This window comes from Delftia sp. NA_296.1 (genome assembly GCF_052692095.1).
Genome location: NZ_JBQZGF010000004.1, coordinates 320,506 through 335,718 on the forward strand (window position 1 = coordinate 320,506; position 15,213 = coordinate 335,718).

The window sequence follows — 15,213 nt, forward strand, 5'->3', positions numbered from 1 at the left end:
AACACCGAACGCACCATGCCCCTGCTGCGCCGCGCCCTTGCCACCACCCAGGCGCTCGTCCTGGCCCTGCTGCTGGCAGGCTGCAGCCTGCCGCCGCTGGCTGGCCGCAGCGAATCCACGGCGCTGCCGCCCGAGGCCGCCCAGGCCACGCTGCTGGGCCAGGCGCTGGCACCGCTGCTGGACCAGCATCCGGGGCTTACCGGCATCCACGCGCTTTCCGATGCACGCAACGCCTACGCGGCGCGTGCCCTGCTGGCCCGCGTGGCCCAGCGCACGCTGGATGTGCAGTACTACATCTGGCGAGACGACACCACGGGCCACCTGCTGCTTGACGAACTGCGCCAGGCCGCCGACCGGGGCGTGCGCGTGCGCCTGCTGCTGGACGACGGCGGCACGGCGGGGCTGGACACGCAGCTCAGCGCGCTGGACCGGCATCCGCAGATCGAGGTGCGGCTGTTCAACCCCTTTGCGCAGCGCACGCCCAAGGCGCTGGGCTATGTGACGGATTTCTCGCGCACGCAGCGGCGCATGCACAACAAGAGCTTCACGGCCGACAGCCAGGCCAGCATCGTGGGTGGACGCAACATCGGCGACGAGTACTTCGCAGCCACCGACGGCGTGCTGTTCGCCGACCTGGACGTGGTCGCCATGGGGCCGGTGGTGGCCGATATCGCGCACTCGTTCGACCAGTACTGGGCCAGCGCCTCGGCCTACCCCGTGGCCAGTCTGCTGCCGCCGCTGCCCGACTATGCGGTGGCGCGCGCCAGCGAGGCCCTGGCCACCGAGGTGCAGCGGCCCGAGGCCCAGGCCTATGGGCGCGCCGTGGCGCAAAGCCCGTTCACGCAAGAGCTGCTGGCCGGCCGCCTGCCACTGCAATGGGCCCGCGCCACCCTGGTCAGCGACGACCCGGCCAAGGTGCTGGGCCAGGAGCCCAGGCAGGGGCTGCTGATCACGCAGCTGGCACCCGCCATCGGCCAGCCGCAGCGCCAGCTGGACCTGGTCTCGCCCTACTTCGTGCCCACCGAGGCCGGTGTGCGCGCCCTGGCCGGCCTGCGCCGCCAGGGCATTGCCGTGCGCGTGCTCACCAACAGCCTGGAGGCGACCGACGTGGCCGTGGTCCACGCCGGCTATGCCCGGTACCGGCGCCCGCTGATCGAGGAAGGCGTGCAGCTGTATGAGCTGCGCCGCCAGATCGGCGAGCCGGACACGCCCGCCGCCGATGCAGGCGTGCCCCGGCAAGGGCTACCGTCGCCCGCCGCGTCCTCGGGCGGGAAGTCGGGCGGGAAGGCGGGCGTGGGTTCGGGCAGCCGCCCCGGCAGCTCGGGCTCCAGCCTGCATGCGAAGACTTTTGCGGTCGATGGCGAGCGCATCTTCGTGGGCTCGTTCAACTTCGACCCGCGCTCGGCCCACCTCAACACCGAGATGGGCCTGCTGATCGACAGCCCCGAGATGGCTTCGCAGATGAGCCGCATGCTCGACCAGAGCCTGCCGTCCGCCGCCTACCACGTGCAGATCGATGCACAGTGCCGCCTGAGCTGGACCACGGAAAGCGGCACGCCGCCTGAGCCACTCACCACCACCACCGAGCCCGGCAGCAGTGCATTCAAGCGCCTGATGCTGCGCGTGCTGGGCTGGCTGCCCATCGAGGGGCTGCTTTGATGCCGGGCCTGGCCGCTCAGTCCAGCCGGATCGACGGGCGCAGGCGCGAATTCATCAAATCGATCAGCCACAGCAGCCCGCCGCGCCAAAAGCCGTAGATGCGGGCCTGGTGCGAGCGGTACAGCATGATGTGGCTCAGCATGGCCATGCGCCCGCGGATCACGCCGCCGTTGAACAGGCCGAATTTGCCCAGCGATCCATAGGCGTCGTAATGGGCCAATGACACCAGGGCGCCAAAGTCGCGGTAGGCAAAGCCTTCGGGACGGAAACCCGGCTCCTTCAGCAGGCGCGGCAGCGTCTCCACCAGATAGCGGGCCTGCTGGTGCGCCACCTGGGCGGTGGGCGGCAGCGGCACGCTGGCGCCGGGCAGGGTGAAGCTGGCGCAATCCCCCACGGCGTAGACATGGGGGTCGCTGGTCTGCAGCTGGCCGTTGACCTTGAGCTGGTTGCCTTGCGTGGTCTCCAGTCCCAGCTGCGCCAGGAAGGCCGGGGCCTTCACGCCCGCTGCCCAGACACGCAGGCCTGCGGGGACGAACTCGCCGCTGGCCAGCACAAACCCCTCTTCGCTGGCCGACTGCACGCGGCCGTTGACGATCACCGAAACGCCCAGGGCCTGCAGGCGCAGGCGCGTGGCTTCGGAAATCTCTTCAGGAAAACCGGGCAGCAGGCGCGGCCCGGCCTCGATCAGCACGATGCCGAAGCGCGCGGCCTCGCCCAGCGCGCCGTAGGCGCGGGCGCTCTCGGCCAGCTGCACCAGCTCGGCCGCCAGCTCCACGCCCGTGGCGCCGCCGCCCACGATGGCCACGCGCAACTGCTCGCCGCTGGTCATGCAGCGCACCATGCGCAGGCGGATCTCGCTGTTGAAGGCATCGGCCTTGCGGCGCGAGTCGATCATGAAGCAGTGCTCGTCCACGCCCGGTGTGCCGAAATCATTGGCGCCGCTGCCCACGGCGATCACCAGCCGGTCGTAGGCAATGCGCCGGCCCGGCACGATCTCGCGGCCATCGGGCGCCTCGATGGGGGCCAGCAGCACCTCGCGCGCCTCGCGGTCCAGGCCGCACATTTCGCCGGGCTGGTAGGCAAAGCTGGCGTCGCTGGCCTGGGCCAGGTAGGTGGTCTGCTGCTGGGCCAGGTCGCGCGTGCCGGCTGCAATGGTGTGCAGCATGGGCTTCCAGACATGGGCCGAATCGCTGTCCACCAGGGTCACCGAGCCGATGGCCCCCGTGCGCCCCTTGCCCAGCGCCGTGGCAATCTCCAGCCCCGCCACGCCACCGCCCACGACGACGATGCGCGCCCCGCCCGATCCCGTTGCCGAACCCGCTTCTTGTTCCTTGCCCATTGCTGCTCCCTGCCGGAAGGCCCGGCCGGCCGCACCATGCGCCGGCTTGCAGGACATTCGCTTCCAGACAGTCTTGATTCTTGTCAGTTTGGGTAGCAGGCGACTTGCTAGGGGTAAGCCCCAGATCTGCAACAGATATCTGATAGAAGACCGCCGATCGCGCAAGGCCCAGTCTTGTACAGGACCGCGCTGCAGGAAAAACATTGTCTCTGCCGGATGGCCAGCCGGACGTGATCATTGCGCTATCAACACAAGAGCATCCGCCCCGTCCGTCACGCAGCATTGCCGACGACATGACGACCTGCATCTGCAGGCCTGCACGAATGCCCCGCCTCCGGGCCCGCGATTTGCGATTGTCAATATACGAAACGTATATTCCCCGTATGATCGCCACCCCATGGGAATCGTCAAAATATCCGACCAATTGCACGACCAGATCCGCCTGTCCAGCGCGGCCCTGGGTCGATCCATCAACGCCCAGGCCGAGCATTGGCTGCGTGTCGGCCAGCTGGCCGAACACCATCCCCATCTCGACTACGCAGGCATCTGCGCCCTGCTGCTGCAAGAGGCCGCGGCCACGCTGAAGCTGGGCGAGCCCGAGGCGGCACCGGCTCCCGCCGATACGGCAGCACGCCGCCCGCGCCCCGTGCGCCTGTCGGGAGGCCTGCAATGAGGGGCGCCAAGCTGCGCAGCGTCCCGCTGCACGATGCCCTCGATATCGGGCAATCACGCAAGGCCGGTGGCCTGGCCGCCCGCGTCCTGCAGATGCTGGTGCCCCACGTGCAGCCGGGCGTCAGCACCGAGCACCTGGACAAGCTCTGCCATGACTTCATCGTCGATGAACTGCGCTGCGTGCCCACCAATGTGGGCTACCACGGCTTTCCGAAGACGGTCTGCACCTCGCCCAACCACGTGGTCTGCCACGGCATTCCCGACGCCCGGCAGATCCTGCGCGAGGGCGACATCCTCAATGTCGATGTGGCCGTGACCACGCCCGAGGGCTGGATCGGCGACACCAGCCGCATGTACTTCGTGGGCCAGCCCTCCAACCAGGCGCGCCGCCTGGTGGAGACCACCTACGAGGCCCTGCTGGCCGGCATCCGCGCCGTGCGCCCCGGCGCCACGCTGGGCGACATCGGCCATGCCATCCAGACCGTGGCCCAGCGCGAGCGCTTCAGCGTGGTGCGCGAGTACTGCGGCCACGGCATCGGCAAGGTCTACCACGACGACCCTCAGGTGCTGCATTACGGCCAGCCCGGCCAGGGCATGGTGCTGGAGGCCGGCATGATCTTCACCATCGAGCCCATGCTCAACGCCGGCAAGGCGGCCACGCGCGAACTGGCCGACGGCTGGACGGTGATCACCAACGACAAGTCGCTGTCCGCCCAGTGGGAGCACATGGTGGTGGTGACCGACACGGGCTTCGACGTGCTCACGCGCTGGCCCGAGGGCACGGGCAGCTACGCGGCCATCTGAGCATGGCGTCCAACTACCTGTACCTGGGCCTGGCCATCGTCGCCGAGGTGGCGGCCACGTCCTGCCTCAAGCAGTCCGAAGGCTTCACGCGGCTGTGGCCCAGCGTGGTCACGGTCCTGGGCTACGCGCTGGCCTTCTACTTCCTGTCGCTGACGCTGCGCACCGTGCCCACGGGCGTGGCCTATGCGATCTGGTCCGGCGCGGGCATCGTGCTGATCTCCCTGGTCGGATGGCTCTGGCAGGGCCAGACGCTGGACCTGCCCGCGCTGGCGGGCATGGGCCTGATCGTGGCGGGCGTGCTGGTCATCCAGCTGTTTTCCAAGACGGCCGGACACTGAGCCGCTGCCCGCGCTGCGGCCCGACCATCAGCCCGTGATGGCCTGGACCGATCCGGCCTGCCGGCGCAGCTCGAACTTCTGGATCTTGCCCGTGCTGGTCTTGGGCAGTTCGCCAAAGACCACGGCGCGCGGCACCTTGTAGCCGGCCAGGTGCTTCTTGCAGTGGGCCACGATGTCTTCGGCCGTGGTCTGCGCGCCGGCCTTCAGCTCGATGAAGGCGCAGGGCGTCTCGCCCCACTTGGGATCGGGCTTGGCCACCACGGCGGCGGCCAGCACGGCCGGGTGGCGGTAGAGCACGTCCTCGACCTCGATGGACGAGATGTTCTCCCCGCCCGAGATGATGATGTCCTTGCTGCGGTCCTTGATCTGTATATAGCCGTCCGGATGCTGCACGGCCAGGTCGCCCGTGTGGAACCAGCCGCCGCGGAAGGCCTCGTCCGTGGCCTGCGGGTTCTTCAGGTAGCCCTTCATGGCGATGTTGCCCTGGAACATGATCTCGCCCATGGTCTGGCCGTCATGGGGCACGGGCTCCATGGTCTCCGGATCGAGCACGCTGGCCGAGCGCTGCAGGTGGTAGCGCACGCCCTGGCGGGAATTGAGGCGCGCCCGTTCGCCGATGTCCAGCGCATCCCAGGCCGCGTGCTTGGCGCAGACCGTGGCCGGGCCATAGACCTCGGTCAGGCCGTAGACATGAGTGATGTCGAAGCCCAGCTGCTCCATGCCCTCGATCATCGACGCCGGTGGCGCCGCGCCTGCCACCATGGCCTTGACTCCGGCGGGCACACCCTCCTTCATGGCGGCCGGCGCGTTGACCAGCAGGCCATGCACGATGGGCGCGCCGCAGTAATGCGTGACGCCGTGGTTGCGGATGGCGTCGAAGATGGCCTGCGCCTCCACCCTGCGCAGGCAGACATTGACCCCCGCGCGTGCCGCCACCGTCCACGGAAAGCACCAGCCGTTGCAATGGAACATGGGCAGGGTCCACAGGTAAACGGCGTGCTTGGGCATGTCCCACTCCAGCACATTGCTGATGGCATTGATGGCCGCACCCCGGTGGTGGTAGACCACGCCCTTGGGGTTGCCCGTGGTGCCGCTGGTGTAGTTCAGCGCAATGGCGTCCCACTCGTCGGCAGGCAGCTGCCAGTCGAAACCGGCATCGCCACCGGCCACGAAGTCGTCGTAGTCCAGGCTGCCCACCTGCTCGGCGGCCGGTCCGTACAGCGCGTCCTCGACCTGGATCACCAGCAGCGGCGCGCTGCGCTGGCGCAGCTTCAGCGCCTTGGCCACCACGCCCGTGAACTCCGGGTCCACGATCAGCACCTTGGCCTCGCCGTGGTCCAGCATGAATGCAATGGTTTCCGCATCCAGCCGCGTGTTCAGCGCATTGAGCACGGCCCCCGCCATGGGCACGCCGAAATGCGCCTCCACCATGGGCGGCGTATTGGGCAGCATCACGGCCACGGTGTCGTTCTTGCCCACGCCCGCCTTGTGCAGGCTGCTGGCCAGCTGGCGGCAGCGCGCATAGGTCTCGCCCCAGCTGCGGCGCAGCGTGCCGTGGACCACGGCCAGCCGCTCGGGATAGACCTCGGCCGTGCGGGCGATGAAGCCCAAGGGGCTGAGCGGCGCATGGTTGGCGCTGTTGCGCTCCAGATGCTGGTCGTAAATGTGGGTCATCGTGGTCTCCGGTTCGCTGGGTTTTCTGGTGAGATGCCCGCCTGCCGCCGCAGGCTGGCGAAACCTGAAGATATAGCAAGACAGGCTTACACAAGCTTGATGCGCATCCATCCGGCTCGCCACCGCACAGGCCCGGATAACCAAAGCGGCATGCATGGTCTTTGCAGGGCATCACAACTTTCAGAATTTCATGGAAATTGAAAATACTTATGCAGAACAATCACTTGACCTGCCTGCAGGCGCGCCCCCGACTGTCCCCCAGGCGACTGCACAACCACAGTCCTCTATAAGACATCATTTATCAGATGACTCGGCCGCACGGCCTCGGCTTCACTCGTAGAATCGCCGCTTGGATTCGCCGGCCAGCACCGCTGGAAGGCGAACAAGGAGTTCCTAGAGGAGTCGCCTGGCAACGCTCCAGGCATCGTTGGAGACGAGCCTGCACCCCACCGGTGCAGGCTTTTTTTTGCTTCAGCGCAGGCTCAGGGACTGGCGCTTCCAGGCCGGGTCCTGCCAGCGCTGGAACAGCGGCAGGGCAGACACATCGCCGGTCACGCGCTCGGTGGCCAGGCCGTCCAGCCGCACCACCTCGAAGCTCTTGCGGTAGCGGCCCTGGCCACGGGCCTCGCGCGCCACCAGCATCAGCTGGCCGCCAGGCACCCAGCCCGCCCATTCGGCCACGCCGGTCTCCGGGGCGGTGGCGGCCGGGGGCAGCACGTCGGCCAGCCAGCCGCCTTCGGTCTTGCGCAGCACCCACAGTTCGCGCCAGCCTTCCAGCGGCTGCACGGCCAGGGCCACGGCCGTGCCCTCGCGGTTGGTGCTGGCCGATGCAGCCCACACCACGCCATAGGTGCAGCGGCGCAGCAGCGGGGCCTTGGCGCCGTGCTGGGCGTCCACCAGCAGCACGCAGGTTTCGCCGGCAGCACCGGGCTCGGTCAGCAGCGTCGGGCGGGCTCCGGCAGCAGGAGCCGCAGCAGCAACAGGCGACAGCGCCCAGCGCACGGCGCTCACCCGCATGGCCGCGTCGTTGTAGGCGCTCTGGTCTTCATCGGGCAGCTCGGACTTGCTGACGCCCGTGAACTCGGCAAGCGCCCGGGCGGCCGATGCCGCCACGGCAGGGTCGGCCATGCTCTTGCGCGCCTGCTGAAAGGCCAGCGCCGCCCACACGCTGGCGCGGCGCATCTGCACGCGGCCGCGCAGGTAGGGCGGCAGGCCGGTCACGTCCACGCGCTCCAGCACATCGGCCTGCCAGGCATGCATGCGGGCGCGCTCATGGGCCGGCAGATCGGGGTCCACGCATTCGGGCCTTGTCAGCGCCAGGGCGGCGCGGGCGCGCTGCGGCGCGTCGGCGGCGGGCATGGCCAGCACGCGGCGGAAGAATTCGCCTTCATAGCAGACCTGCATGCGGCCTTCGACCTCATAGGTCGCAAAGCGCAGGCCGTAGCCGTTGGCCACATCCAGGTGGGCCGACAGCGTGGCGCCCGAGGCCTTGCCGGGCGCCGCAGCGGAGGCGCGCCGCGCCAGCCGGTCGGCAAAGCCGCCCAGTGCGTCGAAGGCCTGCGCGCCTTCGGCGCCGGCCAGGGTCCTGGCGGGCGCAGCCTGCAGGTAGGCGGCCACCAGGCCGATGCCCAGCGCCTCGGCACCGGGCGTGTCCTGCACGAAGCGCAGCACGGCCAGCAAGGCGGGGGCATCGGCCTCGGTCATGGCCACGCGGCGCACATCGCCGGCGCGGATGAAGCCGCCGCGCTCGCGCTTGTGGTCCCAGACCTGGAGGTAGTCCAGGCGTTCGCCCCTGATCTCCAGCACCTCTCCCTGCCACAGGCTGGCCTGCTGCTGGGCGCCATCGCGCGGCGCGGCGCGCAGGCTGGCCTGGTCCTGCACCACGATGGCGCTGCCCATGCCGGTGGCCAGCGCTGCGGCGGCCAAGGTCGATACGGTCAGCATGGCTTATTGCTCCTGAACGGCTGCGTTGGCATCTTCGGCCGCCACGGAGGCTGCGCCGGCCTGTGCATTGCGGCTGCCGCCCAGCAGGGCCGCGCCGATGAAGTCGCCATTGGTCGGCGGGGGCGCGATGATGACCTGGATCTTGTCCGAAAGCTTGTCGGCCAGCGTCTTCTGGATGAGCAGCGGGTAGCGCGTGACCAGGGTGCCCTCGCGCGCCATCTGCTCGGCGTTGACCTTGCCCAGGCGGTCCATGCGGAAGGCCTCGGCCTCGGCCAGCTTCTGGCGTGCATCGGCTTCGCCATTGGCCTCGATGCGGCGGGCCTGGGCGCTGCCCTCGGCGGCTTTCACGCGGGCCACGCGCTCGGCCTCGGCCTCCAGCTGGCGCTGCTCGATCTGGCGCTGCTTGAAGGGCAGCACATGCTTCATGGCCTCTTCCTGGGCACGCGCCGCAATCACCTGCTCGCGGGCGGCGGCTTCGGCGGCCACTTCGCGGCGCACCTTGTCGGCATTGGCATCCAGCTCGGTTTCCTTGACGCGCTTGTCCTTGAGTTCCAGCGTGTAGCGCATCTTCTCCGAGGCCAGCTCCTCGGCCAGCAGGCTGTCCATGCCGCGGCGGTACTCGGCGGGCAGGTCCACCTTGCCGATCTGGATGCTGCGCAGCGTGACGCCGTCGGCCGCCAGGCGCGTGCGCAGTTCGGTCTCCATGATCTGGGCGATCTCGGCACGCTTGGTCGAGAAGATTTCGCGCACGGTGTAGCGCGCAAACACCTTGTAGACCAGGCCCTGCACGGCGGGCTCCACGATGTCGCCGCCTATGTCCAGAGGCAGGTTGCCGGCCTTGACGGCGGGCGATGCGGGATCGAGCGCATAGCGCACGTTCAGGTCCAGACCCAGGGACAGGCCCTCGACCGACTGCAGGGGTGCGCTGCCATTGGCCTGGCGCATGGCCTCCGGGCGGTAGCTCTGGTCGCGCAGGGAGAACACGCGCACCGTGTGCAGGCCCGGCACCACCCACACGCTGCCATCGCGCCACAGGCTGACGGAGCCTGTGAACTGGTTCAGGCGCACGCCCAGCGTGCCCTGCTCCAGGTGCTGCACGGGCGGGTTGCGCACCACCACCAGACCTGCCGCCACCACCACGGCGCCGATGGCCAACCAGCGCACGGTACGTGCCGTGGGCAGCAGGACCGCCCAGTCCACGGGCTGGCGGCGGGGCGCGTTGCCCGGCAGCGTTGCAGCATCGGACCCGGCTGCGGGCGCGGCAGTGCCGGCTTCGTCCAGACGGGCGGACTTGCGGCCCGTCAGGGCCTGCATGATGCGGTTCCAGGTGGCTTTCATGGTGTTCTCTCTCTCGGCTGTGATGGCTGTTGTTGGCTGTTTCTGAGGCACCGGAAACAGGGGTGGCTCATTGAGGACCGATTGTTCGGATCTCCCCCGGAAGCAACAACGCAGCGCACGGACCAAAGCGCTCACACCGGCGGCGCAAACGCTCCGGCCCCGGAAGAAAAACTCACACCCGGGCCGGCGCAGGGCCGAGATAATCCCGCGAACACCGCCACGGCGGCCTCCCCCGACCCCACCACCGCACAGCCCCATGACCCGTATCGCCGTGATCGAAGACGACCTGCCCACCAGCAACCAGTTGGCGGGATGGATACGCAGTGCGCGCAGCGGCATCGTGATCGACCAGTGGTTCACGCGCGACGAGGCCGAGGCCGCCCTGGCCCGCGAGCACTACGACGCCGTGGTGCTGGACATCGAGCTGGGCCGCGAGCGCCATGCGGGCGTGGCCCTGATCAACGCCATCAACAAGCTGGGCCAGGGCACGCCGGTGCTGGTGGTCTCGGCCATGCCGGCCGCCATCTACCGCAGCATCATGAAAGCGCTGGACGCCTGGGATTACCTGCAAAAGACCACCTTCGAGGAGGCGGACTTCATCGAGACCTTCCTGGACATCCTGCGCACCACGCAGCGCGCGGCGCCCGTGGCCGCGCAGGCCGCCGCAGCGCCCGCAGGCGACGCCCTGGTGCTGGACCCGCTGTGGCAGCGCACGCCCACCTGGCGCGGCGAGCGCATCAACCTGCCGCTGACGGCCCAGCGCATCCTGGCCACGCTGCACCAGCGCGGCGGCGAAGTGGTGTCCTACGACGAGCTGTTCGAGGTGGTCAAAAGCGGCCGCAACCGCGACAACGTGCGCAAGCACGTCAGCACCATCCGCGAGGCCCTGCGCGAGGTGGACCCGGGCTTCGAAGGCATAGAGAACGTGCCCATGCGCGGCTTTCGCTGGGTGGGCCAGGCCGGCGCCGCCGTCCGCACATGAAGCGCCTGCTCAACCCCAGGCTGGAGCTGCGCCGGCTGGAAGTGCCTCGCCTGGGCCTGGCCGCCTTCCGCCAGCGCATCCTGCTGCGCGGCGTGTTCGTGCTGCTGGCCGTGGCCACGGTGTCCTTGAGCGTGGTGGTGCTCAAGGACGAGAAGGAACGCGCCTGGCAGGCCTACCAGCACGGCTTTGTGCGCAGCCAGGCCGAGGTCATGGCGCGGCTGCGCCATCCTTCGGGCCGGCTGGCCCTGCTCAACGCCGGCCACCTGGGCCAGGGCGTGACGCCGCTGGCGCCGCTGCTGCTGCCCTACGCGGCCATCGACTTCGACGATCCGCAAAAGTCCCAGCAGGCCGTGGAGATGGCCGGCTGCTCGGTGCAGTACCCCGATGGCGCCTCGCTGTGCGCAGCCATTGGCAACAATCCCTACGCAGGCGGATTCATCTATCTGGTGGGCAGCTTCTTCGCAGGCGAGCTGACACCGCGCGAGCGCGGCTCGCGCGAGCCCGCCCAGGCGCACCGCGCCCGCATCACGCTGGACATGCGCGGCAGCACCTACCGCTGGATCGCGCCCTATGAGGCCATGCCGCAGCAGGGCAACAAGTCCGGTAACGGCGAGCACGGCCGGCTCACCGGCTTTGTGGACAACGGCACGCCCCAGCTTGAGGCCCGCGCGCGGCCCGTGCGCGATTTCCGTGGCTGGCTCTGGCAGAACGGCCATTGCCGCGACCTGCCGCCTGGCGTGCAGGGCAATGCAGGCAATGACAAGACCCCCCCTGCAGCCGACTGCCTGCGCCGCACGCACTACTCCATCCGCCTGCCGGTCGAGCTGTTCCGCGAAGCCCTGTTCCGCAGGGACGTGCGCCCCGTCTGGCCGCCCGAAGACCTGGGCAGCATGCGTGTGCGCGTGGAAATGCTGGCCCCCGGCAACACGGAGCCGCCGCTGTTCGACAGCAATGCGCCGGGAGCGCAGCTTGCGGCCTCGCTCAACGACATCTCGCGCAGCCTGCTGCCGGGCGAGCGCGTGCAGATCCGCAAGGTGGGCGCCGATGAAGCCAGCGCCATCACCCTCAAGGGCGTGGATGTGCAGGCCGCGCCGTCGGCGCCCTGGCTGCTGCGCCTGATCAGCTGGCTGCCGCTGGATGCGGCCGGCGTCTCCGCCGCCACCATGACCCCGGCCGTGCCCACGGGCCAGGACATTCTGGACACGCCCACGGGCAATTACACCGTCAGCTTCACCGGCCACCCGCGCGATGTGGAGCAGGGCCTGGCCGCCGTGGCCACGCGCCTGTCCTGGTACCTGGGCGCCATGCTGGCCGCCATTGCGCTGGCCTGGCTGATCGTCGAGCTGGGGCTGATCCGCCGCGTGACCGCCCTCACCCGGCGCGCCGCCGCCGTGTCCTACAACGTGCAGGACGGCCATGTCGGCCCGCGCCTGGGCGACCTCGAAGTATCGGACCTTCGTGGTTCCGACGAGCTGGGCATTCTGGCCGGCGGACTGGCCGACCTGCTGCAGCGCGTGAAGGACGACCTGCAGCGCGAGCAACTGCGCGCCCAGCAGGAACGCGACATGTGGCATGCCGTGGGCCACGAGATCATGTCGCCCCTGCAATCGCTGATGGTGCTTTACGGGCCCGACGACCCCGGCCACCGCTACGTGCAGCGCATGCAGCAGGCCGTGCATGTGCTCTACGGCACGGCATCGCCGGCCGAGGCGCTGCAGGCCGCCAACGTGCCCGAAGGCCGGCTGGACCTGAACGCCTTTCTGTCCCACGTGGCCGCCAACGCGCACTTTGCGGGCATTGCCAACGTGGTCTACGAAGGCGGGAGCGGGGGCGGGAGCGGGGGCGGGAACAGGGACGTCACGGGCGCCGTGATCGTGCGCGCCGACGAGTTTGCGCTGGAAGACGTGGTCACCCACATCCTGCGCAATGCCGACAGCTACCGGCCCGCGGGCACGGCCATCACGCTGTCGCTGTCGGCCTCGGAGTCCGCCGCCAGCGCCACGCTGCACAACCAGGGCGCCACCATTGCGGAGGACCTGCTGGAGCGCATCTTCGAGCTGGGCGTGTCCGCCCCCCAGGAGCCGGCGGCCGCCGGCGGCGCCGAGCACCGGGGCCAGGGCCTGTTCGTGGCCAGGACCTACATGGCCAAGATGGGAGGCACGATCAAGGCGCACAACACGCGCGATGGCGTGGCCTTCACGCTGACCTTCCAGCGCCTGGGCTGAGGGCCGGGCACCGCCGGCCAGTGCCCCCGGGGCACGGCCGGATGGCCCCGCGAAGGCACAATACGCGGGTGTCCATTCCCCAATCGTTCATCCAGGAATTGCTCTCGCGCGTCGACGTGGTCGATATCGTGGGACGCTACGTGCAGCTCAGGAAGGGCGGCGCCAACTTCATGGGCCTGTGCCCGTTCCACAGCGAGAAGTCGCCCTCCTTCACCGTCAGTCCCAGCAAGCAGTTCTATCACTGCTTTGGCTGCGGCAAGAATGGCAACGCCATCGGCTTTCTGATGGACCATGCCGGCATGGGCTTCGTCGAAGCCGTGCAGGATCTTGCCGGCCAGGTCGGCCTGCAGGTGCCGCAGGACGACATCAGCCCCGCCGAGCGCGAGCGCCAGGCCGCGCAAAAGCAGAAACAGGCCACCCTCACCGACGTGCTGGAGAAGGCAGGCGACGCCTACCGCAAGCACCTCAAGGCATCGCCCCAGGCCATCGACTACCTCAAGCGCCGCGGCGTCTCGGGCGAGACCGCCAAGCGCTTCGGCCTGGGCTACGCGCCTGCGGGCTGGCGGTCGCTGGCCAGCGTGTTTCCGCAGTACGACGATCCGCAGCTCGAAGAATCGGGCCTGGTCATCGTTGGCGAGGGCGACGACAAGCGCTACGACCGCTTCCGCGACCGGCTGATGTTTCCCATCCGCAACGTCAAGGGCGAGTGCATCGGCTTCGGCGGCCGCGTCTTCGGCGACGAGAAGCCCAAATACCTGAATTCGCCCGAAACCCCGGTCTTTCACAAGGGGCGCGAGCTCTACGGCCTGTTCGAGGCCCGCACCGCCCTGCGCGACATGGGCTATGCGCTGGTCACCGAAGGCTATATGGACGTGGTGGCCCTGGCCCAGCTGGGCTTTGCCAACGCCGTCGCCACGCTGGGCACGGCCTGCACGCCCGACCATATTCACAAACTGTTTCGATTTACCGAGGCCGTCGTCTTCAGCTTCGACGGCGACGCGGCGGGCCGGCGCGCCGCGCGCAAGGCGCTTGATGCCGCCCTGCCCTATGCCAGCGACACGCGCAGCGTCAAATTCCTCTTCCTGCCCGCCGAGCATGACCCGGACAGCTTCATCCGCGAATACGGCAGCGAAGCCTTTGCCCGCTACGTGGGCGACGCGCTGCCGTTGAGCCGCTTTCTCATCGAAGCCGCCAGCGAGGGCTGCGACCTGGGCCAGGCCGAAGGCCGTGCCCACATGGCCAGCAATGCCCGCCCGCTGTGGACGGCACTGCCTGACGGCGCCCTCAAGCGCCAGCTGCTGGGCGAGATCGCCGAACTCGTGCAGCTGGATGCGCGCGATCTCTCGGACCTGTGGTCGCAGGAAGCCGCCCGCAGCGGCCCGGCACGGGGCTCCATGGCCGGTGGCGCCCACCATCCGGGCCAGGCCAGCCATGCACCGGCCGCGGCCGACTGGGGCCAGCCGGCCGAATACAACGCCCCATCGGGCTGGCCCGAGGGGGGCAGCCAGGGCGGCGGCACAGGCGGCTGGCGTGGCGGCGAGCCCGGGCGCGGCGGCAAAAAGCCCTGGCCGCGCAAGCCCTGGGACAAGAATGGCCGCAGCGACTTCAACCCGCCGCCCATGGGGCCGCGCGTAGCCCCCGCCACGCGCACGGACCAGGCGGCGCGCCTGCTCATGGCGCACATGGAGTTCATGGAAGAACTCACCCACGAGGACTTCGAGGCGCTGGCGCGCTGCGCCGCCGGGCACGGCGCGCTGTTCCGCTGGATGGAAGCACAGTTCCAGGAATCCGGCCCCCGGCCCTTCGCCGTGCTGCGCGAGCAACTGCGCGGCCTGCCCCATGAGGTGCTGGCGGACAAGCTGATGAGCGGCCCCCACGCCCATCCCGAAGGCGAGCTGTCCGAGCTGCGCCGCGAGCTGCGCGGCGTGCTCAACCGCATCGTCATCGACCACATCAAGGCCCAGATCGACGAAGCCGTGCGCGACATGGCACGGGACCCCAGCGCCGCCCAGCGCTATCGCGATCTCTTTGCCCGACAGCAGGTCCTGGAAAACCAGATGCGTACTTCCTCTTGAAATCGAGGTAAGCAGATATAATTAGGGGCTATCGGCAAGAGCGACAGCAGCACCTCCGGACCGGGCCCCGTGAAGAACTCACGTGATTGCAGCAACTGCACGGCCCAATTTCCCGCAAGGACTGCACACCAAATGTTCGCCCAGACATCTTGCCTGGAACGTT

Annotated in this window: 11 protein-coding genes; 7 read left to right on the plus strand and 4 right to left on the minus strand. The window is 69.1% G+C overall.

What is annotated here, in order from left to right; translation table 11 throughout:
• Positions 1–15: 15 nt before the first annotated feature.
• Complete coding sequence (locus ACUTR7_RS12405) at positions 16–1,659, plus strand: phospholipase D family protein (RefSeq protein WP_445608938.1); 1,644 nt, start codon at positions 16–18, stop codon at positions 1,657–1,659.
• Positions 1,660–1,675: 16 nt separating this feature from the next.
• Here the strand turns inward: ACUTR7_RS12405 and ACUTR7_RS12410 are convergent, their stop codons facing one another.
• Complete coding sequence (locus ACUTR7_RS12410; protein WP_016447575.1) at positions 1,676–2,998, minus strand: NAD(P)/FAD-dependent oxidoreductase; 1,323 nt, start codon at positions 2,996–2,998, stop codon at positions 1,676–1,678.
• Positions 2,999–3,395: 397 nt separating this feature from the next.
• Here ACUTR7_RS12410 and ACUTR7_RS12415 point away from each other — a divergent pair, with 397 nt between their 5' ends.
• The 3 genes from ACUTR7_RS12415 to ACUTR7_RS12425 are packed head-to-tail and all read left to right on the plus strand — an operon-like array spanning position 3,396 to position 4,812.
• Positions 3,396–3,671, plus strand: a complete 276-nt coding sequence (locus tag ACUTR7_RS12415) for a ParD-like family protein (protein WP_012206835.1) — start codon at positions 3,396–3,398, stop codon at positions 3,669–3,671.
• Positions 3,668–4,474 (plus strand): type I methionyl aminopeptidase, encoded by an 807-nt coding sequence (gene map, locus ACUTR7_RS12420; RefSeq protein ID WP_445608939.1) that lies wholly within the window; start codon positions 3,668–3,670, stop codon positions 4,472–4,474. Before ACUTR7_RS12415 ends, map begins: the two co-directional genes overlap by 4 nt.
• Positions 4,475–4,476: 2 nt before the next feature.
• Positions 4,477–4,812 carry an SMR family transporter gene (locus ACUTR7_RS12425; protein ID WP_012206837.1) on the plus strand — a complete coding sequence of 112 codons (336 nt, stop codon included), beginning with the start codon at positions 4,477–4,479 and terminating at the stop codon, positions 4,810–4,812.
• Positions 4,813–4,839: 27 nt separating this feature from the next.
• Here ACUTR7_RS12425 and ACUTR7_RS12430 read toward each other — a convergent pair whose 3' ends face one another.
• The 3 genes from ACUTR7_RS12430 to ACUTR7_RS12440 all read right to left on the minus strand — a co-directional run bounded on the left by ACUTR7_RS12430 (position 4,840) and on the right by ACUTR7_RS12440 (position 9,768).
• Positions 4,840–6,486 carry an acyl-CoA synthetase gene (locus ACUTR7_RS12430; RefSeq protein WP_192366349.1) on the minus strand — a complete coding sequence of 549 codons (1,647 nt, stop codon included), beginning with the start codon at positions 6,484–6,486 and terminating at the stop codon, positions 4,840–4,842.
• A 471-nt stretch (positions 6,487–6,957) separates the two neighbouring features.
• Positions 6,958–8,430 (minus strand): hypothetical protein, encoded by a 1,473-nt coding sequence (locus ACUTR7_RS12435; RefSeq protein WP_099733062.1) that lies wholly within the window; start codon positions 8,428–8,430, stop codon positions 6,958–6,960.
• A 3-nt stretch (positions 8,431–8,433) separates the two neighbouring features.
• Positions 8,434–9,768, minus strand: a complete 1,335-nt coding sequence (locus tag ACUTR7_RS12440) for an SPFH domain-containing protein (protein ID WP_013801155.1) — start codon at positions 9,766–9,768, stop codon at positions 8,434–8,436.
• A gap of 256 nt (positions 9,769–10,024) precedes the next feature.
• Between ACUTR7_RS12440 and ACUTR7_RS12445 the strand changes: the two genes are divergently transcribed.
• The 3 genes from ACUTR7_RS12445 to dnaG are packed head-to-tail and all read left to right on the plus strand — an operon-like array spanning position 10,025 to position 15,050.
• The gene (locus ACUTR7_RS12445) at positions 10,025–10,750 is read left to right on the plus strand and encodes a response regulator transcription factor (RefSeq protein WP_445608940.1); all 726 of its coding nucleotides are present in this window, start codon (positions 10,025–10,027) and stop codon (positions 10,748–10,750) included.
• Positions 10,747–12,975, plus strand: a complete 2,229-nt coding sequence (locus tag ACUTR7_RS12450; protein ID WP_445608941.1) for a sensor histidine kinase — start codon at positions 10,747–10,749, stop codon at positions 12,973–12,975. The genes ACUTR7_RS12445 and ACUTR7_RS12450 overlap by 4 nt, the downstream gene beginning before the upstream one ends.
• Before the next feature lie 41 nt (positions 12,976–13,016).
• The gene (gene dnaG / locus ACUTR7_RS12455; protein WP_065346030.1) at positions 13,017–15,050 is read left to right on the plus strand and encodes a DNA primase; all 2,034 of its coding nucleotides are present in this window, start codon (positions 13,017–13,019) and stop codon (positions 15,048–15,050) included.
• Positions 15,051–15,213 lie beyond the last annotated feature (163 nt).

What these genes read in the sequence shown, in the direction of transcription:
- ACUTR7_RS12445 (WP_445608940.1), top strand. Translation starts at nt 10,025, where the DNA reads ATGACCCGTATCGCCGTGATCGAAGACGACCTGCCCACCAGCAACCAG.
- ACUTR7_RS12410 (WP_016447575.1), bottom strand. Translation starts at nt 2,998, where the DNA reads ATGGGCAAGGAACAAGAAGCGGGTTCGGCAACGGGATCGGGCGGGGCG.
- ACUTR7_RS12415 (WP_012206835.1), top strand. Translation starts at nt 3,396, where the DNA reads ATGGGAATCGTCAAAATATCCGACCAATTGCACGACCAGATCCGCCTG.
- ACUTR7_RS12425 (WP_012206837.1), top strand. Translation starts at nt 4,477, where the DNA reads ATGGCGTCCAACTACCTGTACCTGGGCCTGGCCATCGTCGCCGAGGTG.
- ACUTR7_RS12450 (WP_445608941.1), top strand. Translation starts at nt 10,747, where the DNA reads ATGAAGCGCCTGCTCAACCCCAGGCTGGAGCTGCGCCGGCTGGAAGTG.
- ACUTR7_RS12405 (WP_445608938.1), top strand. Translation starts at nt 16, where the DNA reads ATGCCCCTGCTGCGCCGCGCCCTTGCCACCACCCAGGCGCTCGTCCTG.
- ACUTR7_RS12435 (WP_099733062.1), bottom strand. Translation starts at nt 8,430, where the DNA reads ATGCTGACCGTATCGACCTTGGCCGCCGCAGCGCTGGCCACCGGCATG.
- map (WP_445608939.1), top strand. Translation starts at nt 3,668, where the DNA reads ATGAGGGGCGCCAAGCTGCGCAGCGTCCCGCTGCACGATGCCCTCGAT.
- ACUTR7_RS12440 (WP_013801155.1), bottom strand. Translation starts at nt 9,768, where the DNA reads ATGAAAGCCACCTGGAACCGCATCATGCAGGCCCTGACGGGCCGCAAG.
- ACUTR7_RS12430 (WP_192366349.1), bottom strand. Translation starts at nt 6,486, where the DNA reads ATGACCCACATTTACGACCAGCATCTGGAGCGCAACAGCGCCAACCAT.
- dnaG (WP_065346030.1), top strand. Translation starts at nt 13,017, where the DNA reads ATGGCCCCGCGAAGGCACAATACGCGGGTGTCCATTCCCCAATCGTTC.